At 73.9% G+C, this 20,186-nt stretch carries 14 protein-coding genes; 7 read left to right on the top strand and 7 right to left on the bottom strand.

The annotated features are described in order from the left end of the window. Positions 1-146: 146 nt before the first annotated feature. Together AB0E02_RS23975 and AB0E02_RS23970 are read right to left on the bottom strand one after the other, a co-directional pair. The gene (locus AB0E02_RS23975) at positions 147-2,249 is read right to left on the bottom strand and encodes an EAL domain-containing protein (protein WP_362142466.1); all 2,103 of its coding nucleotides are present in this window, start codon (positions 2,247-2,249) and stop codon (positions 147-149) included. Between the two features lie 20 nt (positions 2,250-2,269). Further along, complete coding sequence (locus AB0E02_RS23970; RefSeq protein WP_362142464.1) at positions 2,270-3,076, bottom strand: SAM-dependent methyltransferase; 807 nt, start codon at positions 3,074-3,076, stop codon at positions 2,270-2,272. Positions 3,077-3,247: 171 nt separating this feature from the next. Here AB0E02_RS23970 and AB0E02_RS23965 point away from each other — a divergent pair, with 171 nt between their 5' ends. Continuing rightward, positions 3,248-5,029, top strand: a complete 1,782-nt coding sequence (locus tag AB0E02_RS23965) for a glycoside hydrolase family 15 protein (RefSeq protein ID WP_362142462.1) — start codon at positions 3,248-3,250, stop codon at positions 5,027-5,029. Positions 5,030-5,071: 42 nt separating this feature from the next. Here the strand turns inward: AB0E02_RS23965 and AB0E02_RS23960 are convergent, their stop codons facing one another. The 3 genes from AB0E02_RS23960 to AB0E02_RS23950 all read right to left on the bottom strand — a co-directional run bounded on the left by AB0E02_RS23960 (position 5,072) and on the right by AB0E02_RS23950 (position 9,007). Further along, positions 5,072-6,172, bottom strand: coding sequence for a GNAT family N-acetyltransferase (locus tag AB0E02_RS23960; RefSeq protein WP_362142460.1), 1,101 nt, complete (start codon positions 6,170-6,172; stop codon positions 5,072-5,074). A 105-nt stretch (positions 6,173-6,277) separates the two neighbouring features. Then, the gene (locus tag AB0E02_RS23955) at positions 6,278-6,469 is read right to left on the bottom strand and encodes a hypothetical protein (protein WP_030411097.1); all 192 of its coding nucleotides are present in this window, start codon (positions 6,467-6,469) and stop codon (positions 6,278-6,280) included. Positions 6,470-6,580: 111 nt separating this feature from the next. Continuing rightward, the gene (locus tag AB0E02_RS23950; protein WP_362142458.1) at positions 6,581-9,007 is read right to left on the bottom strand and encodes a SpoIIE family protein phosphatase; all 2,427 of its coding nucleotides are present in this window, start codon (positions 9,005-9,007) and stop codon (positions 6,581-6,583) included. A gap of 216 nt (positions 9,008-9,223) precedes the next feature. On the opposite strand from AB0E02_RS23950, the gene AB0E02_RS23945 reads away from it, so the two are divergent. Continuing rightward, on the top strand, positions 9,224-9,955 hold the full coding sequence (locus tag AB0E02_RS23945; RefSeq protein WP_362142456.1) for a VOC family protein: 732 nt from the start codon (positions 9,224-9,226) through the stop codon (positions 9,953-9,955). A gap of 40 nt (positions 9,956-9,995) precedes the next feature. Here AB0E02_RS23945 and AB0E02_RS23940 read toward each other — a convergent pair whose 3' ends face one another. Together AB0E02_RS23940 and AB0E02_RS23935 are read right to left on the bottom strand one after the other, a co-directional pair. Continuing rightward, positions 9,996-12,782 carry a hypothetical protein gene (locus tag AB0E02_RS23940; protein WP_362142454.1) on the bottom strand — a complete coding sequence of 929 codons (2,787 nt, stop codon included), beginning with the start codon at positions 12,780-12,782 and terminating at the stop codon, positions 9,996-9,998. A gap of 260 nt (positions 12,783-13,042) precedes the next feature. After that, a complete protein-coding gene (locus AB0E02_RS23935; RefSeq protein WP_362142505.1) occupies positions 13,043-14,527 on the bottom strand; it encodes a S1 family peptidase in 1,485 nt (494 codons plus the stop codon). 379 nt (positions 14,528-14,906) lie between these two features. On the opposite strand from AB0E02_RS23935, the gene AB0E02_RS23930 reads away from it, so the two are divergent. From AB0E02_RS23930 to AB0E02_RS23910, 5 genes are all read left to right on the top strand, one after another. Beyond that, positions 14,907-15,206, top strand: coding sequence for a DUF6506 family protein (locus tag AB0E02_RS23930; RefSeq protein ID WP_030411092.1), 300 nt, complete (start codon positions 14,907-14,909; stop codon positions 15,204-15,206). A gap of 187 nt (positions 15,207-15,393) precedes the next feature. Beyond that, a complete protein-coding gene (gene tdh, locus AB0E02_RS23925) occupies positions 15,394-16,422 on the top strand; it encodes an L-threonine 3-dehydrogenase (protein ID WP_030411091.1) in 1,029 nt (342 codons plus the stop codon). A gap of 61 nt (positions 16,423-16,483) precedes the next feature. Then, positions 16,484-17,683 carry a glycine C-acetyltransferase gene (locus AB0E02_RS23920; protein WP_030800065.1) on the top strand — a complete coding sequence of 400 codons (1,200 nt, stop codon included), beginning with the start codon at positions 16,484-16,486 and terminating at the stop codon, positions 17,681-17,683. A 31-nt stretch (positions 17,684-17,714) separates the two neighbouring features. Next, positions 17,715-18,623, top strand: coding sequence for a LysR family transcriptional regulator (locus tag AB0E02_RS23915; RefSeq protein WP_030800067.1), 909 nt, complete (start codon positions 17,715-17,717; stop codon positions 18,621-18,623). Between the two features lie 100 nt (positions 18,624-18,723). Next, complete coding sequence (locus AB0E02_RS23910; protein ID WP_362142450.1) at positions 18,724-20,175, top strand: chloride channel protein; 1,452 nt, start codon at positions 18,724-18,726, stop codon at positions 20,173-20,175. Positions 20,176-20,186 lie beyond the last annotated feature (11 nt).

The following is a 20,186-nucleotide window of genomic DNA, read 5'->3' as shown; positions in this document are numbered from 1 at the left end:
ATGTGCTGTCCGTTGGGGCTTGCGGGGCGTTGCCCGCGCTGCCTACGGGGGTGCCAGGGCCCCATCATGGGCAGGTCCGCGGCACCGCGTCAAGGGGATATGTCCAAAATGCCGGAGAAATTATCTTCGGGGGTTCGCGGGGCCGTTCAGCCCTCCCCGTCGCCGCGGGTGCCGCCCGCCGCCTCGACGATCCGCCGGGTGATCTCCCCGGGCCGCACCGGCCGGCCGTAGTACCAGCCCTGCGCGCAGTCACAGCCGATCGACCGCAGCCGCTGTGCGTCCGCGGCCGTCTCCACGCCCTCCGCCGTCACCGACAGACCCAGCGAATGCGCCAGCGACACCATGCCGCCGATGATCCGCCAGCCCACCGGATCCTCTCCGGACGCGTGCAGTTCGGACACGAACGATCCGTCGATCTTCAGCCCGGAGACCGGCAGGTCCCGCAGGTACGCCAGGTTCGACCAGCCGGTGCCGAAGTCGTCCACGGTCAGCGACACCCCCATGCCGACCAGCTCGTGCAGCGCCTGCAGCGCAGGGTCCCGTGGGCCGAGCATCGCGCTCTCGGTGATCTCCAGCTGCAGCCGGCCCGGATCAAGATCGCTCGACCGCAGGATCCGGTCGATGTCCGCGATCAGCCCGGCGTTACGGGCCTGCCGCACCGCCAGATTGACGTTCATCCGCGGCGCCGCGTCACCGAACCGCGCCGCCCAGCGCGCCGCCTGCTCACAGGCGTGCAGCAGCACCCAGCGGCCCAGCGGGATGATCAGCCCGCTGTCCTCGGCCGTGGTGATGAACTCGTCCGGCCCCAGCACCCCCAGCTCCGGATGGCGCCAGCGCACCAACGCCTCCACCGCCACCATCGCCCCGTCGTCCAGCGCGCACAGCGGCTGGTAGTCGAGGAAGAACTCCCCGCGGTCCAGCGCCATCGGAATCCGCACCGACATCGCGTACTGACTCACCGCCACCGCGTTGCGCTGCGGATCGAACAGCGTCCAGCGGCCGCGGCCCTCCTTCTTCGCCCGGTACAGCGTCAGGTCCACGCTGCGCATCGCGGCGCTCGCCGTCGTCGCGGAGACCGGCTGCTCCACCACCCCCATGCTGGCCCTGACCACCAGCTGCTGATCGCCGATCAGGAAGGGCGGCGCCAGCGACCCCAGCACCCGCTGGGCCACCGCGATGCCGTCCTGCGGCCCCTGGCTCCCCTCCATCAGGACCGCGAACTCGTCCCCGCCCAGCCGTGCCACCAGGTGACCCAGCGGCGCCACCCCGGAGTGCAGCCGGTCCGCGACCGCCCCCAGCAGCTGGTCGCCCGCGTCATGGCCCAGGCTGTCGTTGATGTTCTTGAAGCCGTCCAGGTCCAACGAGCACAGCCCGAACCGCGCCCCCGGCCCCGGATCGTCGAACAGCGCCTCCAGCCGCTCGAAGAAGGCCGTCCGGTTCGGCAGCCCGGTCAGCGGATCGTGCGTGGCCTGATGGCGCAGCCGTTCCTGCAGCCGGTGCTGGTCGGTGATGTCCTCCAGCATCGCCACCTGGTAACGGGGCGTGCCCTGTTCGTCGCGGATCAGCGAGACCGTCAGATGCGTCCAGATCACCTCGCCGTCCCGCCGGTAGTACGGCTTGTCGCACTGGAAGTGCTCCCGCTCGCCCCTGACCAGCGCGTGGTAGGTCTCCCAGACACCGGCCGAGTCGTCGGGGTGGACCAGCGACTCGACGTTGAGCCCGCGCATGTCCTCGGCGGTGGCCGCGAACATCTCCTGCAGCGCGCCGTTCACCGCGATGAGCTTCCCGTCCAGGTCCGCGAAGCCGATGCCGATCGCCGCGCGCTCGAACATCGCCCGGAACCGGGTCTCCGACGCGTACAGCGCCCGCTCCGCGTCCCGCCGCGCCAGGTCCACCGCGCGCCGGATCGCCTCCTGCTCACGCAGCGTCCGGTCACGCAGCGCGGCCGACCAGCCCGCCGCGAACGCCCCGGTCAGCGCGGGCCCCCGGCCGTCCGACGCCGGCCACTCCTGGAGCAGCTCGACGGCGTTGGCGAGCACCACGGGATCGGTGAACTGGGCCTCCACCAGCAGCGCCCCGGCCCGCTCGGCCGGCCCCGGATCGAACGGCTCCTCCCCGTGGGCCCGGCTGAGCAGCTCGGCCGTGCGGTACACCAGCGGGCCCAGGACCCCCGGGCTCACCGCGGCGCCGTGGCCCTGCCGCAACAGTCGGGACCAGGAGTCGCGGAAGCGGACCGCGGCGGCGTCCATGCGCCCCCCGGCCAGGAAACTCACGGCTTCAGCCCCACTCCCGCCAGGCCGCTGAACAGCTCCGGATGCGGTCCCACCGAGGCGGGATCCTGCGGACGCCACTCGGGCAGGTAGACCACCCCGGGATCCAGCAGCCGGAATCCCTCGAACAGCGCCACGATCTGCTCCCGCGTACGCATGGTCAGCGGCGCCGACGCCCGTGCGTAGAGGTCCTCGTGCTTCTCCACCAGATCGGGCCGGCCCTCCCGCGAGCCGTGCGACAGCGCCAGTGCGCTGCCCGGCGGCAGCGCGGCGGTCAGCTCCCGGACGATCCGCGCCGGGTCCTCCTCGTCCGTCACGAAGTGGAGCACGGCCAGCAGCAGCGCCGCCACCGGCTCGCGCGGACGCAGCAGTTCCGCCACCGGGGGCCGCCCCAGCAGCCCCGCGGGATCCCGCATGTCGGCCTCGACCACCGCACACAGCGGGTCATCGGCCACCAGCAGTCTGCTGTGCTGCACGGCCACCGGATCGATGTCCACGTACACCACCCGCGCCTTCGGCTGCACGACCCGCGCCACCTCGTGGACCGGGCCGAACGTGGGGAGTCCGGAGCCGATGTCCAGGAAGCGGGTGATGCCCTCCCCGGCGAGGAACTGCACGGCCCGTCGCATGAAGGCCCGGTTCGCGCGCATGATCAGCGGCAGGTCCGGCCACATCTCGACGGCCTCCCGGGCCAGCTCCCGGTCCGCCGCGAAGTTGTGCGAACCGCCCAGGTAGCAGTCGTAGACCCGGGCGACGTTCGGAACGTCCTGGTCGGTGCCTTCGGGCACCCACCGTCGCCGCGTCATCGAGCGTCCCTCCTCCCGCACGAGAGGGATCCCACGCTGCAGAAAAAAGCCTCCTACGATCTCATATGCGCCGCAAGCGGGCCAATCGGGCACCGTGCGGTGTACGCCGCACGGGCGGACCGCGCGCCCCGCCGCCGTCGCGCGCAGAATGGAAACCTCCGAGGGGACGCCATGCCCGGACGCATCGAGGACTACGCCCTGCTGGGCGACCTGCAGACCGCCGCCCTGGTCGGACGGGACGGCTCGATCGACTGGATGTGCCTGCCCCGCTTCGACTCGCCCAGCTGCTTCGCCGCCCTCCTCGGCGACGAGCGGCAGGGCCACTGGCGGATCGCCCCGGTGTCCGGCGGACCGTGCGACGGCCGCGCCTACCGCGGCGACACCCTGGTTCTGGAGAGCACCTGGCGGACCCCGGACGGCGCCGTCCGGGTCGTCGACTTCATGCCGCAGCGCGACCAGTCACCGCGCCTGGTCCGCCTCGTCGAGGGCCTGCGCGGCAGCGTCGACATGCGCGGCGACCTGCGGCTCCGCTTCAACTACGGCCGGATCGCGCCCTGGGTGCGGCGCACCGAGCACCACCGCATCGCGGTCGCCGGCCCGGACTCCGCCTGGCTGCGGCTCGCCCCCGGCGTGCACACCTACGGCCATGACACCAGCACCCGCTCGGAGTTCACCGTACGGGCCGGCGAGCGGGTGCCGTTCGTCCTGACCTGGCAGCCCTCCCACCTGCCCAACGCGCACCGGATCGACCCGGACCGGGCCCTGCGCGAGACCACCGACGCCTGGCGGCGCTGGACGGCCGGCTGCCGCTACGACGGCGCCTGGCGCGGGGCCGTCCTGCGCTCGCTGATCACCCTCAAGGCACTCGCCTACCGGCCGACCGGCGGGATCGTCGCCGCCGCCACCGCCTCCCTGCCCGAACACCTCGGCGGCGTCCGCAACTGGGACTACCGCTTCTGCTGGCTGCGCGACTCCAGCATGACGCTGTCCGCCCTGCTGCGCGGCGGCTTCCGCGAGGAGGCGGCCGCCTGGCGGCAGTGGCTGGTACGGGCCATCGCCGGCGACCCGCGGGACCTGCAGAGCGTCTACGGCGTCGCCGGTGAACGGCGGCTGCCCGAGACCACCGCCGCCTGGCTGCCCGGCTACGAGCACTCCGCCCCGGTCCGCTTCGGCAACGCCGCCGTCGACCAGCTCCAGCTCGACGTCTACGGCGAGGTCGTCGACACCCTCTACCTGGCGCTGGGGGCCGGCATCCCGATGGAACGCCATGTCTGGGGCCTGCTGCGGACCTTGATGTCCTTCATCGAGGCGCACTGGAAGGACCCGGACGAGGGTCTGTGGGAGGGCCGCGGCGGCCGCCGGCACTGGGTGCACTCCAAGGTCATGTCGTGGGTCGCCGCGGACCGGGCGGTCCGGATGGCGCGGCTGACCGGCCTCCCGGCCCCCGTCGACCGCTGGCGGGCGATGCGCGACGCGGTGCACACCGACGTCTGCGCGCACGGTTACGACCGGGAACGCGGGGTGTTCGTCCAGCACTACGGCAGCCGGGAACTGGACGCGGCCACCCTGTTCATCGTCAAGACCGGCTTCCTGCCGCCCGACGACCCCCGGGTCGTGCGCACCGTCGACGCGGTGCGCGACGGCCTCGACGACGCCGGTTTCCTCCGCCGCTACGTGGGACGGACCGCGGTCGACGGACTGCCCGGCACCGAGGGCGCCTTCCTGGCCTGCTCGTTGTGGCTCGCCGACGCGCTGGCCGCGACCGGCCGCCGGGACGCCGCCCGGGAACTCTTCACCCGGGTGCTGTCGGCGGCCAACGACGTCGGACTGCTCTCCGAGGAATGGGATCCCGCGCAACGCCGCCAACTGGGCAACACCCCGCAGGCGTTCACCCATGTCGCGCTGGTGAACACGGCGTTCCTGCTGTCCGAGGACGCCGCCGTCGCCGCATGACCCGCCCGGCGCCCGGCGAACTCTCCCCGGACGCTTGCCCGTTCAGCCACGCAGTGCCCCGTAGCGCCGCAGTGCGCCCCGCACCCGGGACCGCAGCCACGGCCGGGCGGTGATGAAGTCCCGCGCCGTGCGCTCGGCCGCGTCGTGCAGCAGAGCGCCGCCCGCCACCAGCGTCGGCCGCCACAACAGGCCCTGGGGCAGGGTGCGTTCCTCGGTGGTGAACGCCTGCTTGTACTCCGAGTCGCCGGTGCCCAGGTCGACGGTGGTCACCCCCAGTTCCGCCGCGGTCGCGATCACCCGGCCGAGCAGCACCGTCCCCGGCGAATGCGCCGCGTACCGGTGGTCGAAGGCGGTGACGCAACAGGTCAGCACGGTCGCCGAACGCAGCGTGAGCTGCATCGCCGCCGGCTCGTCGCCGAGGTACAGCACGGACAGCGCGCCCGTGCACGTCGGTGTGCGCAGCCCCGCCAGGACCCGCGCCAGTTCCGTACCGCGCTCCGCGGCCAGCGGATCGGACCAGCCGCTCGCCCGGTACTGCGCCGACTTCCACCGCAGCATCGTCCCCAGCAGCCGCGGATCGCGCTCGTCGAAGACGTACCGCACCGGCACCTCGCCGCGCGCCAGCCGGTTCTCGTGCTTGCGCAGGGTCTTCGCCGAGGCGGGCGAACGCCGCCGGACGGCCGCGCGGTGGGCCTCGTAGCCCTCGCTCAGATCGGCCAGCGGACTGGGCACCCGGCCCAGCAGCCGGACCCCGGGCGGCACCGCGGTACCCGCCCCGCCCAGCGGCGGACCGGCCGGCTCGGCCTGCACGAACCGCCACACCGCCAGCCCGCAGGCGGCCAGCACGGCACGGTAGTCGGGCCGCGGCAGCCCGGGCTCGCAGAGCAGCCCGCCCACGTCCGTGAAGCCCTTGCCGATGACCTCGCCGACGCCGTGCCCGCGCTCCTCGAAGCCCAGCCAGCCGCACCGCCCGTCGCTCTCCAGCACCGCCACCCGGGCGGCCGGCCGGATCCCGCCGACCGCCCGCGCGAAGTCCGGGGACAGCACGGGATGTGCCGGACGGCCGGGCGCGGACAGCGCCCGCGCCCAGCGCTCGGCCCGGACACCGCCGAGCGCACCGGCCGCCAGGATCTCGATGTCCATCCCTGCGCCTCCGCAATCCCGCGCCGCAGCAGCAGCCGCCGGCGCGGGGTCGTCGGGGAGATCCGGAAGAAGACCCTCAGGAGCGTCCCCCGGAGCGCGCGGCCGTCACGGCAGATACCGCTCGATGACGCCCGGCCCCTCCTCGTCCATCAGCCGCCTGGCCCATGCCAGGCTCGACGGGGTCGGCTCGCGCCCGGACGCCCGTACCAGGTCCTCCGGGTCGTAGGGCCGCTCGCTGCCGGTGTACAGCTCGGCCGGCCGGTGCTCGGCCGGCTGCTCCTTGCCGTTGGTCGTCACAGGTCCTCCTTCGTCCGCGCCCGCCGGGTCGCCGGGACCTCGCTTGGTTCCATGATGGGGCGGGTACCGAACACCCGCACGACGACGCCGGGCCGCGGCCCTCGCGCCCGCTCAGGCCACCGGCCGCGGCGCCCCGGGATACCGCGCCGGGAAGGCCTGCTCGGTCCAGATGGTCTTGCCGTACGGCGTGTACCGGGTACCCCAGCGCTGCACCAGCTGCGCGACGATGAACAGCCCCCGCCCGCCCTCGTCCTCACTGGCCGCGTGGCGCAGGTGCGGCGAGGTGTGCCCGGTGTCGGACACCTCGGTCAGCAGCGTCAGATCGCGCAGCAGCCGCAGGTGCAGCGGCCCCGAGGCGTGCCGCACCGCATTGGTGACCAGCTCGCTGACCGCCAGCTCGGTCGCGTACGACAGCTCCTCCAGGCCCCACTCCCGCAGCTGCGCGGTCGCCAGCTCCCGGGCCGCGCCCACCGCGGCCGGCTCGGCCGGCAGCTCCCAGGCCGCCACCTGCCGCGCGTCCAGCTCCCGGGTGCGCACCAGCAGCAGCGCCGAGTCGTCGGCGGCCGGCCCGTCCGGCAGCAGCTCGGCCATCGCCCGGTCGCACAGCTCCTCCAGCGGCCGGTGGTGCTCGCCCAGCACCCGGCCCAGGACCTCCAGCCCCTCGTCGACGTCCCGGTGCGGCGTCTCCACCAGCCCGTCCGTGAACAGCGCGACCAGACTGCCCGGCGGCAGTTCGAGATCCAGCGACTCGAACGGCAGCCCGCCCACGCCCAACGGCGGACCGGCCGGCAGTTCGGGGAAGAACATCGTGCCCGACGGGTCGACCACGGCCGGCGGCAGATGACCGGCCCGGGCCATGGTGCAGCGCCGCGACACCGGGTCGTAGACCGCGTAGAGGCAGGTCACGCCGGTGGCCACGTCGTCCGGGCCGGTGTGCGTGCCGACCTGGCCCGCACCCTCCTCCGCGGGCTGCCCCACCAGGTCGTCCAGCCGGCTCAGCAGCTCGTCGGGCGACAGGTCCAGCTGGGCCAGCGCGCGGACCGTCGTCCGCAGCCGCCCCATGGTCGCCGCCGCCTCCAGGCCGTGGCCCACCACGTCCCCCACCACCAGCCCGACCCGGGTGCCGGACAGCCCGATCACATCGAACCAGTCGCCGCCCACCCCGGCCCGGTCGTCACTGGGCAGATAGCGGTACGCCACGTCGACCGCGGACTGCTCCGGCACGTGCTGCGGCAGCAGGTTGCGCTGCAGGGCCAGCGCGGCGGCGTGCTCCCGGGTGAAGCGGCGGGCGTTGTCCAGGCACACCGCCGTCCGGGTGACCAGCTCGTCGGCGAGCTCGATCTCGCCCTTGTCGAACACCGACGGATGCGCACCCCGCGTGAACGTGACCAGCCCCATCGGCGCGCCACCCGCCCGCAGCGGCACGACCATGGAGTTCTCCGCCCGCACCATCCCCCCGGAGGACAGACTGCGGTACGGCAGCGACCCCGGCGGATACTCGATGCCGTACGGGCCGTGCGGCACCGCGTCCGGCGGGTCACCGGCGCTGCGGGTGGCCACCCGCACCAGCGGCGGCACCGTACCGTCCCCCGGCGCCGGCTCCTCGCCCTCCAGCACCGGGCGCACCAGGTCCACGGTGACCGTCCGCGCGAAGTCCGGCACCGCGACCTCGGTGATCTCCCGGGCCGTGACCGTCATGTCGAGCGTCGTCCCGATCCGGGTGCCGGCCGCCACCAGCAGGTTCAGCCGGCGCTGCGCCTGGTAGCGGTCGGTGATGTCGAAGGCGTCCTCGCACACCCCGAGGACCTGCCCGTGGGCGTCGTGCAGCCGGTAGTAGGAGCACGACCACACGTGGTCCGGGCCCGGCTCGGACGGCTGCTGGCCGACGAAGTGCAGGTCGAGGACCGGCTCCCCGGTGTCCAGGACCTGCTGCATCACCGCGTCCAGCGTGCGCGGGTACCCCTCCGTCACGAACTCGCCGCCCGGGTACAGCGCCTCGGCCCGGGTGCCGAGGAACTCCCGCAGCGGCAGCCCGATCTCCCGCACGAACGCGGAGTTCCCCCAGGTCACCCGCAGATCGGTGTCGTAGATGCCCAGCCCCACCGGCGACTGGGTGGCCAGTCCGTGCAGCATCGCCTGGCGGGACTCCCACTCCTGCTGCGCGTCCAGGGCGGTCGCCACCAGGATGCAGGCCGGCGCGCCCGGCGCGGAGCCGCCGGGCGCGGTCTCCAGCGCACAGGTGGTGACCGCCACCCGCAGCAGCCGGCCGTCCCGGTGCCGTGCCGCCCCCGGCCGGCCGCTGCTCAGCGAGGTGGGGGCCGACTGCCCGGACCATGCGCCACCGGCCGCCTCGGCGGCCGGGAAGAACGTCTCGCGGGGGCGCCCGATGACTTCCTCCGGCCGGTAGCCGAGCAGCCGCTGGGCCGCCGGACTCCACCCGATGACCAGGTCCTGGGCGTCGAGCACCGCTGTGGCCGCCCTGGTGACGTCGAGGGGACCACGGAAGTCGGCGATCTCCGCCGCGTTCCATGCGTTCATGGCATCAACCCAGCCCGGTTCGTACCTACAGCATCGAGCCTGATCAAGACCGGCACAACTGCGCTGCCCCGCGCGGGCCGCCCCGGTGCGGCCCCGCTGCGTCGCTGGCACAGTGGGAGGGGGTCCGGTGGGGGTGCGAAGCGACAGGAGGCAGATGTCATGTCGGCCCATGGCCCCACGACCCCCGTGCGCGGGGCTCCGTGCTGGGTGAGCCTGATGGCCCGCGATCTCGAATCGGCGCAGGAGTTCTACTCCGCCGTCCTCGGCTGGCGGTTCCGCCCGGCCAGCCTCGGCCAGGAGTTCTCCGTCGCGATGGCCGACGGGCAGCCGGTGGCCGGCATGGGCGCCCTCGCCCAGAGCTTCCAGGTCGCGGTGGCCTGGACGTCGTACTTCGCGGTGGAGGACGCCGATGTGACCGCCGACCGGATCCGCGAGCGCGGCGCGACCGTCGCCGTCGGCCCGCTCAAGCTCGGCCCCGGACGGGCCGCGCTGGCCGCCGACCGGGACGGCGCCACCTTCGGCTTCTGGGAGGGCCAGACGCTCGCCTGGTCGGTCGGGCATGGCCGCGCCCCCGCCTGCCTGGAACTGCGCACCCGCGACGCCTTCGAGGCCGCCATCTTCTACGCCGAGGTCTTCGAATGGGCCTCCGGCCGGCCCGGCGGCTGCGAGGTCACCTACGAACACGACCAGGTCGTCGTGCACGACGGCACCCACACCGTGGCCACCCTGCGCGGCGGCGGGGTGGAGGCCGCCCCGGACCCGCGGGTGCGGCCGCGCTGGCACGTGCACTTCCCGGTCGACGACATCGAGAAGGTGACCGCCGCCGCGGTCGCCGCCGGCGGGACCGTCACCCCGGTGACCGCGACCGCCGACGGCAACGGCAGCCAGGCCGTCGTCCGCGACCCCGACGGCGGCCTGTTCACCGTCACCTCGTCCGAAGCCCCCTGACCCGCTGCCGGACCGCGCTCGCGGGCGGCCGGCCGGTGCGTCAGCCCGCCTCCGGTTCCAGTGCGGGACACCACGCCGCCTGCTTCCGCCCGCCGACCCGGCCGCAGAACCCCGCCTGGACCGGCCGTCCGCTCTTGTCGATGCGTTGCACCGACAGCAGCTTGTCCAGCGGGACCTGGCGGTCCACCTCACCGCCGAAGCTGATGATCCCGCTCGCCCCGTCGAGCGCCTCGTCCCCGTGCACCCCGCTGATCGCATGCCACACCGCGGGCGGCGTCAGCGGCATCTGCGCGGCCTCCTCCCGCAGCTGCTTGACCGCGTTGACGTACAGCTTCACCGCGTCGAACCCGAGCGCGGCATGCCCGTCGAGCGAGGAGTTGGGGACCTTCGCGCAGTCCTCGGGGAACAGCCGGCTCAGCTCCGCGTACAGCTCGCTGGTGCCGTCGCAGTGTGCCGATCCGAGCGTGAAGTCCAGGAAGTCGTACGGGATCCCCGGATAGTGCCCCCGGCGGTCCGCGTCCGCCGCCAGCCGGGCCACGTCGTCACCGCCGATCAGCACCGGCGGAGCGGAGTTGCAGGACTCGTTGATCCCGCCGAGCAGCGACTCGAAGTCCTCCGAACGCCCCGCGAAGAACACCACCCCCGGGTACGAACAGCTCCGCTGCCCCACCGTGCCGGGGCCCGGGGCGTCCGACGAGGGCTCCTTGCCCGGCGGCGGGGGCGGCGTGAACGACGTCCGCTCCACCGCGAACCCCCGCGCCCGGAAACGCCGTTCGACGTCGTCGCTGAGCGTCCGGCTGTAGGTGTCGCTGGGATCGGCGGACGCGATGATCCGCACCCGCCGGGCCGGTCTGCCCGCACCGGTCCGCACCACGTGGTCGGCGTAGGCCGCGGCGACCTCCGCCTCCCGGGTGTTCTGCGGCGACACCTGGAAGTACATCGGGGACTGGCGCACCAGCGAGTCCGCGGACAGCGTCGTCGCCACCATCGGCAGCCCCACCGCGGTCAGCTTCCGGATCGTCCGGTTGGTCGCCTCCCGGCTCTGGTCGAGCCCGGTGACCCCCACCAGGGACGCGTCCTGCTGCTTGAGGCGGTCCAGGATCTCCACCACCCGCGTGCCGAACCGCATCCCCGACCCGGCGTTCGCGGGGAAGATCCGCAGGATCGGCTCGGTGGCCCCGCTGCTGCGCAGCTGCCGGGACTGCGCGCTCGCCGCCCCCTGCAACGCCTCGCGCCCGTAGGCGAGTTGACCGGTGAGCTTGCCCGAGACGCTGAGCAGCGCGGACAGATGCACCAGGGTGACGAAGGGCCGCTCCGGGGACGCCGCATGCGCCTGCTCGGCGAGGGCGTTCTGGTCGTAGATCTTCTGCAGGGTCCGGTCCAGCGACGGATCGGGGGAGTGGAAGGTGAAACCGTGCCGGGCCACCCCGATGCACTCGCCGGTCTCCGCGGTGCGCAGGGTCTCCGCGTCGGCGTTGAACCGGCCGAGACCGCAGTGCGCCTGCCGGTACCGGCGCTCCGCGCCCAGCACCAGACCGCCCGCGCCCAGGAGGGCGACGGTGACCGCGCAGACCGCCACGACGGACACCGCCCGGCGCGCCCACAACGGCGGTTCGGGGATCCGCAGCCGGGCGTCCTGCGCCACCTCCAGCCGCCGGGTCAGCTCATAGCTCTCCTCGGACGGCGGCATCAGCCGCGGCACGCTGACCGGCAGGTACCAGGGGGCGCGGTTGCGGGCCCGGCCCTGGTGCAGGAAGGTGTCCCGCCAGCCGCCGTAGAGCCGGTCGGTCAGCTCCCACAGCTCGCTGCGGCCCCAGTCCGCCCGGGCCCGGCTGCCCTCGGCAGGCGGCTCGGCCCCGCAGGCGATGATCAGCAGCGGGTCGAAGGCGCCGGTCTCGTTGCGGACGTCGATGACGGCCTGGAGCAGCGCATGACCGCAGGTGTCCGGGCCCACCCCGTCGAGCAGCGCGACGCAGTACGCGGTGCGCCGGGCCGTACGGGGCCGCCACGGACGGCGGCGGAAGGCGACCCGCAGATCCTCCAGGAACGCGTTGACCATCAGCTTGCGCAACTGCTCCGGGTCCTCGACCTGGTTGTGCGGTGCGGTCAGCCGCTCGGCGAAGCCGATGAAGGTGCCCGGGTCGCGCGGCGCGAGGTAGGGCTGGTTGAGCAGCCAGCGGTACTCCCGGCCCAGCCCGCGGCGGACCCGGAACCAGGCGAGCGGGAAGACGTGCACCGCGAACAGCCACACCCACCAGGGCACCTTGCCGTCGACCGCCAGCTCGGTCTCCGGGGAGCGCAGCAGCCCGAACAACCGCCGCCGCCGGAACTCCCGCTCCCGCAGCCCCTGTAACAGCGTGTGGTCGGTGCCCTCCATGTCGCCCAGGTCGTCCGGGCGATTGCCGGTGCCCACCTGGGTCAGCCAGTTGACCAGGCCGAACCGGCGGAAGCGGACCCGGCCGTCACTGCCGTTGACGCTTCGGGCGAAGCCCTGCGCCAGCCGTTCCAGGGTCCGCCGCACCGCCTCGACGGACTCCGGCTCGGACCGCGGCGCGCCGGCCGCGAGGTCGTGGAGCACGTGCGGCACCCGGCGCGGATCGGCGTGGCTGAGGAAGTAGCCGATGCCCTTGGCGAGTGCGGTGTGGTCCGGACCGGCCACCAGGCAGAGCACCGGCAGGCCCTCCCGGCCCTGCGCCACGCCGCGGTGCCGCACCGGTTCCGGACACTCCCGCCGGCGTGGCCTGCGGGTCAGGTCGGCGATCAGACGGAGCAGATGGCCTGCTCCGCGGAAGACGGGGATCTGGGAATCGAGTTCGTTCGACGCCATGGTGCCCCTGAGGACGGGTCGGAGTAGGGCCGGTATTCTGACACCGCGCCCCAGGCGGTCGCTATGGTTCCGCCGCACTCAGGGATCCCGTCGCCACCAACGTCCCCGCCCGCCCTGGGGATGGGGGCGGGCGGGGCGTCATCTGCGCCGTCACTGTGGGATGTTGCCGTCGGACGTTGCTGTCGGATGTCGTTGTCGGACGTCCTTGTCGGACGGTGCTCTCGGGTGTTGTTGCCGGACGTCCTGGCCGGACGTCGTGGTCAGTTCAGCGAATCGGTCAGCGAATCACCCCCGGCACTTTGAGCACTGCCGGCACCCTGGTCGGCACCCGCACTCTGGTCCCCGCCGGCGCTCTGGTCCCCGCCGGCGCTCTGGTCGCCTCCAGCGCTTTGGTCACCTCCGGCCCCCTGATCGCCACCGGCGCTCTGGTCACCACCCGCGCCCTGGTCGCCACCGGCGCCGCCCGCACCGCCCGCGGCGCCTCCGCTGCCGTCGCCTCCGCCGGCGCCGATCTCCGCGCCGGTGGCCTGGAGCGCGTCGGTGACCGGCTGGAAGAAGGTCTCGCCGCCCTGGGTGCAGTCGCCGCTGCCGCCCGAGGTCAGTCCGACGGCGGCGTCACCGGCGAACATGGAGCCGCCGCTGTCGCCCGGCTCGGCGCAGACGTCCGTCTGTATGAGGCCGTTGACGATGTCGCCGTTGCCGTAGTTGACCGTGGCGTCAAGCCCGGTGACGGTGCCGTCGTGCACCCCGGTGGTGGACCCGGAGCGCTGCACCTTCATGCCGACGGCGGCCTCCGCGGCCTTGGTGATCTGCTGGGTGGAGCCGTTGCCCAGGTCCACCGCGCTCTGCGGCTGGGCGCTCTTGTCGTCGTAGGTGACGATCGCGAAGTCGGTCTTGGGGAACTGCGAGTCCTGCACGCTGCCGAGCGGCTGGCTGCCGCCCTGGTCCGCGGACCAGGTGGGGGAGTCGTTGCCGCAGTGGCCCGCCGTCAGGAAGGCGGGCGCGCCCTTCACCGTGACGTTGAACCCCAGCGAACAGCGGGCGTTACCACCGAAGATGGCACTGCCGCCGATCGGCCCCGCGGCCGAACCGCCGCCCTGCTGCCCGCCGTTGCCCTGTCCGCCGTCGCCCTGCCCACCGCCCTGACCGCCGTTGCCCTGGCCGCCGCTCTGCTGTCCGCCGTTCGCCTGGCCGCCGTTGGCTCCTTGGCCGCCGTTGGCCCCCTGGCCCCCGTTCTGTCCGTCGCCGCCCGGCGGGGTCCCCGGGTCCTCGCCCGTCCCCCCGCCGTCGAACCGCCGGAACTCGCCCTGCGACCGCTTGACGGTGACCATGCCCGCGCCCATCCCGCGGGTGGCCTTCGTGAGCGTGGCCATCTTCGCGCCGGTGACCGTCTTGTCGGCGACCACCACGATCTTGTTGGTCCGCGGGTCGATCGACCAGGCGGTGCCGGGGACCGAGGCGGTCTCGCGCAGCGTCTTCGTCCCCGCCTTCAGCGCGGTCATGCTGTTGTGCACGACCCTGGCGACCGCCCCCTTGGCCTGCACCCGCTCGGCGGCGTCCTGCGACAGCACGTTCATCACCAGGTGTCCGTTGGCGCCGTCCAGGTACCAGCCGGCGTTGTCACCGCCGAGGTCCGACTTCAGGGCCGTCGCCAGCCGGGTCGCCGCGGAGGCGCTGAAGGTGTGCGGGGCCGGCGGCCGGTCCGTGCTCGCGTTGGCGTTGGGGAGCAGGATCGCCGCGCCCATGACGGCGGCCGCGGCGGCGCCGATGACGACGCCGGTCCGCTTGTTCACATGTCGGTGGCTCACTTCACTGACCTCCAGGGGCCGCACAGGAACGGAGCACACGGAGCGCCGTGGTGCGGCGCGGCGCGCCCCGTGTGTGGTTGCATCCAGTCCTACGGAGTCCGCCGCACCCCCGGCTCAGGCCCGCTCAACCTGTGATGAATTCCGCCGGCCGCCTCCCCGGCGCCCTACACTCCCGCGCCCGGCCCGCGCGGGACCGGCGGGGCGGGACCGGCGGGGCGTGACCGAATCCGTGCCCTCGGCGCCCCGGCTCTGCTTGGCTGGTGCCCTCGGCGATCACCACGACCGGGCGATCGCCACGACCACGGGAGGTCCCGGCATGGCACTCACCCACTGGGGGTTCATCTACACGGCGGCCGGCAGCGCCGCCGGCGGCGAGGTCAACGTCGTGGACACCGGCGCCTGCCGCAGCGTGTTCATCGGGGTGACCAAGCCCGAGGAGGGCGTCGAGGCCGCCCGCAAGCTGGTGGCCGACGGGGTCCAACTGATCGAGCTGTGCGGCGGTTTCGGGCCGGTCTGGGCCGGCCGGATCATCGACGCGATCGACGGCGCGGTCCCGGTCGGCACGGTCGGGTACGGGCCCGAGGCGGTCGACCAGGTCCACGCGATCTTCTCCTGACCCGGGCCCGGCCCGCCCGCCCCGCCGCGGGCCCGCGGCGGGGCGTGAAGATCAGCTGTCACCGCGCTTAAGAAAACCTCGATGGACCCGGCGCCCGTCGTACGGAAGATTTTCCGGCGGAGATCGGGTGGCCGGAACATCACTGCCCCCGACACGTCATGCACTCTTACGTACGGGAGCCGTCGCGGTGAAGGCACTGGTCAAGCAGAAGGCGGAGCCGGGGCTCTGGCTCACGGAGGTGCCGGAACCGGCCATCGGCCCGGGCGACGTACTGATCAAGGTGCTCCGCACCGGCATCTGCGGCACCGACCTGCACATCCGCGCCTGGGACGGCTGGGCGCAGCAGGCGCTCGCCACCCCGCTGACGATCGGCCACGAATTCGTCGGCGAGGTGGTCGCCACCGGCCGCGACGTGGCCGACATCGCGGCCGGCGACCTGGTCAGCGGCGAGGGCCACCTGGTCTGCGGCAAGTGCCGCAACTGCCTCGCCGGGCGCCGCCACCTGTGCCGCGCCACGGTCGGGCTCGGCGTCGGCCGGGACGGCGCCTTCGCCGAGTACGTGGCACTGCCCGCGACGAACGTGTGGGTGCACCGCGTCCCGGTGGACCTCGACATCGCCGCGGTCTTCGACCCGTTCGGCAACGCCGTGCACACCGCACTGTCGTTCCCGCTGGTCGGCGAGGACGTCCTGATCACCGGCGCGGGGCCGATCGGCCTGATGGCGGCGGCGGTGGCCCGGCACGCCGGCGCCCGCAACGTCATGATCACCGACGTCAGCGAGGAACGGCTGGCCCTCGCCCGCAAGATCGGCGTCAGCCTGGCGCTCAACGTCGCCGAGGCGGACATCGCCGACGGGCAGCGCGCGCTCGGTCTGCGCGAGGGCTTCGACATCGGGCTGGAGATGTCCGGGCGGCCCGAGGCGGTGCGCGACATGATCGCCAACATGACGCACGGCGGCCGGATCGCCATGCTCGGCCTGCCCGCCCAGGACTTCCCCGTCGACTGGTCGCGGATCGTCACCTCCATGATCACGATCAAGGGCATCTACGGCCGGGAGATGTTCGAGACCTGGTACGCGATGTCCGTCCTGCTCGAAGGCGGGCTGGACCTCGCCCCCGTGATCACCGGCCGGTACGCGTACACCGACTTCGAGGCCGCCTTCGACGACGCCGCGAGCGGCCGCAGCGGCAAGATCATCCTGGACTGGACCGCCTGATCACGGCCGCACCGCGCCCGCCCCGCCCCGTCACCACCCCCACCCTCCTGGAGAACCCCTGATGTTCCACTCCGTACGCGACGAACTGCGCGGCACCCTCGACGAGATCGTCGCCGCCGGCCTGCACAAGCCCGAGCGGGTGATCGGCACGCCCCAGTCGGCGACCGTCGGCGTCACCGCCGGAGGCAACCCCGGTGAGGTCCTCAACTTCTGCGCCAACAACTACCTCGGTCTCGCCGACCACCCCGAGGTCGTCGCGGCCGCCCACGAGGCGCTGGACCGCTGGGGCTACGGCATGGCGTCCGTGCGCTTCATCTGCGGCACGCAGGAGGTGCACAAGGAGCTGGAGGCGCGGCTGTCCGCGTTCCTCGGCCAGGAGGACACCATCCTGTACTCCTCCTGCTTCGACGCCAACGGCGGCGTCTTCGAGACCCTGCTCGGCCCGGACGACGCGGTCATCTCCGACGCCCTCAACCACGCCTCCATCATCGACGGCATCCGGCTGTGCAAGGCCCGCCGCTTCCGCTACGCCAACCGTGATCTGGCCGATCTGGAACGGCAGTTGAAGGAGGCCACCGAGGGCGGTGCGGGCCGCAAGCTGATCGTCACCGACGGCGTCTTCTCCATGGACGGCTATGTGGCGCCGCTGCGCGAGATCTGCGACCTGGCCGACGCCTACGACGCGATGGTGATGGTCGACGACTCGCACGCGGTCGGCTTCGTCGGCGCCGGCGGCCGCGGCACCCCCGAACTCCACGGGGTCATGGACCGCGTCGACATCATCACCGGCACCCTCGGCAAGGCGCTGGGCGGCGCCTCCGGCGGTTACGTCGCGGCCCGCGCGGAGATCGTCGCCCTGCTGCGCCAGCGCTCGCGGCCGTACCTCTTCTCCAACTCGCTCGCCCCGGTGATCGCCGCGGCCTCGCTCAAGGTGCTCGACCTGCTGGAGTCGGCCGGTGACCTGCGCGAGCGGCTGCACGCCAACACCGCGCTGTTCCGCTCCCGGATGACCGAGGAGGGCTTCGACGTCCTCCCCGGCGACCACGCCATCGCGCCCGTCATGATCGGCGACGCGGCCCGGGCGGCCCGGCTGGCGGAGCTGCTGCTGGAGCGCGGGGTGTACGTGATCGGCTTCTCGTACCCGGTCGTGCCGCAGGGCCAGGCCCGGATCCGCGTCCAGCTGTCCGCCGCGCACTCCACCGAGGACGTCCACCGCGCGGTGGAGGCCTTCGTGGCCGCCCGGGCGGAACTGGAGTCCTGACCGGCGCGTCCGGCTTGGGATAATTGACCGCATGATCGAAGCACGCCGGCTGCACATCCTCCGTGCGGTGGCCGACCACCGCACGGTCACCGCCGCGGCCGCCGCGCTCTACCTCACGCCCTCGGCGGTGTCCCAGCAACTGGCCGCGCTGGAGCAGGAGACCGGCCACCGCCTGGTGGAGCGCAGTGCCCGCGGCGTCCGGCTGACCCCCGCGGGCGACATCCTGCTCAGCCACGCCAACGCCGTCCTCGCCCAGCTGGAGCGCGCCGAGTCCGAACTCGCAGCGTACGGCTCGGGCGAGGCCGGCACGGTCACCGTCGCGTCCTTCGCCACCGGCATCGGCCTGGTCGTCGCGCCCGCGCTGACCGCACTGGCCGGCTGCGCACCGGGCATACGGGTCCGCGTCCAGGACGCCGAGGGCGACGCCAGCCTGCGGATGGTCCTCGACCGGCAGGTCGACGTCGCGGTGGCAGTCGAATACCGGGGCGCGCCCCGCGCGGACGATCCCCGGCTCACCCGGCTCCCGCTCTACGCCGAACCCTTCGACGCGGTCCTCCCGCCCGGCCACCGCCTCGCCGAGGCCGACCGGGTCGCGGTCGCCGACCTCGCCGGCGACCCCTGGATCGGCCCCTACCCCGGCAACCCCTGCCACGACGTGGTCGTCCTGGCCTGCGAGTACGCCGGTTTCCAGCCCCGGCTGGAACACTCCTCCGACGACTTCCGGGCGGTGGTCGCGCTCGCCTCGGCCGCGGCCGGGGTGGCGCTCGTGCCCCGCTCGGCGCTGCGCGACATGGACCTGACCGGCGTCGTCGTCCGCCCCCTCGACGATGTCGCCCCCACCCGCCGGGTCTTCGCCGCGGTACGCCGCGGGGCCGAGGACCATCCCCTGTTCCGCCCCGTCCTGACCGCGCTGCGGGAGGCGGCGGCCGCGCAGGGCTGACCGGCGTTCGGGTGCTTCGGGCTGCTCCGGACGGCGTCCTTCCGGGCCGCCCGGCCCGGCCGTGGCAGGCTCGTCCCGGCTGCGGCGAGGAGGCGAGGCGATGTCGGTCGGCCCCACCGGCCCGGGCGGCTCCACCGGCCCGGGCGGCTCCACCGGCCCGGGCGGCTCCACCGGCCCGGGCGGCTCCACCGGCCCGGGCGGCTCCACCGGCCCGGGCGGCACACCGCCGGCCGCCGCGCCCCCCGATCCCTACGCACCGGTGCGCACCCGCGGCTATCCGAAGCTGCTGCTGACCGCGACGGTGATCGGGTTCCCGGTCTGCCTGGTCGCGTTCGGTTTCCTCGCCGTCGTCCACGCCCTGGAACCGCTGCTCTACGACGACCTGCCGCGGGCGCTGGGCTTCGCCGGTACACCGCTGTGGTGGCCGCTGCCGCTGCTCGCGGTCGCCGGGCTGGTGACCGGGCTGGCCGTCCGCCACCTGCCCGGCAACGGCGGCCACGAACCGGCCGACGGACTGGCGCTCGGCGGCCCGCCCACCCTGTCCGCACTGCCCGGCGTCGCGCTCGCCGCCCTTGCCTCGCTCGCGTTCGGCGCGGTGCTCGGCCCGGAGGCACCGCTGATCGCCTTGGGCGGCGGGCTGGCCGCGGGCGCCGCCCGGCTGACCGGGCGGCGGACGGATGCCGGGACGGTGGCCGCGGTGGGCGCGGCCGGCAGCTTCGCCGCGATCAGCGCGCTGCTCGGGTCGCCGCTGCTGGGCGCGTTCCTGCTGATGGAGGTCTCCGGGCTGGCCGGCCCGATGCTGGGCATGATGCTGGTGCCCGGCCTGCTCGCGTCGGGCATCGGGGCGCTGGTCTTCACCGGGCTGGGGGACTGGACCGGGCTCGGTACGTACTCCCTCGCGCTGCACGACGTCCCCCGGGCCGCCGGGCCCACCCTCCCGGAATTCGGCTGGGCCCTGGTCCTCGGGGTGGCCGCCGCGTTCGCCGGCACCGGGGTCCGGCGGCTGGCGCTCCGGCTCAAGGAGCGGGTGGCCCGCCACCGGGTACCGGCCACGGTGCTGATGGGGCTGGTGGTGGCCGCGCTGGCGGTGGGCTTCTCCGCCGCCACCGGCAAGCCCGCCCAAGAGCTGCTCTTCTCGGGCCAGTCGGCGCTGGGGACGCTGTTCCATGACAGCGCCGGATACTCGATGGCGGCACTGCTGTTGCTGCTCCTGGGCAAGGGCCTGGCGTACTGCGTGTCGCTGAGCGCCTTCCGGGGCGGCCCGATCTTCCCGGCGCTGTTCCTCGGCGCGGCCGGCGGGGTGGTGCTGTCGCACCTGCCGGGCCTGTCGCTCACCCCGGCGTTCGCGATGGGCGTCGGGGCGATGGCGGTGGCCATGCTCCGGCTGCCGATGACATCGGTGCTGATGGCGACGCTGCTGATGGGCCGCAGCGGACTCACCGTGATGCCGCTGGTGATCGTCGCCGTCGTGGTCGGTTACGTGGTGACGCTGCGACTCACCCCGGCCCCCGCCGCGCCCGGCCGCACCGCCCCGGCGCCGTCGGCGGCCTGAGGGGCGGGCCG

Source organism: Streptomyces sp. NPDC048196, from assembly GCF_040652715.1.
Taxonomy (GTDB): Bacteria; Actinomycetota; Actinomycetes; order Streptomycetales; family Streptomycetaceae; genus Streptomyces; species Streptomyces siderophoricus.
Note: the sequence above shows the minus strand (reverse complement) of the source record. Positions and strands in the feature narration are given on the sequence as shown.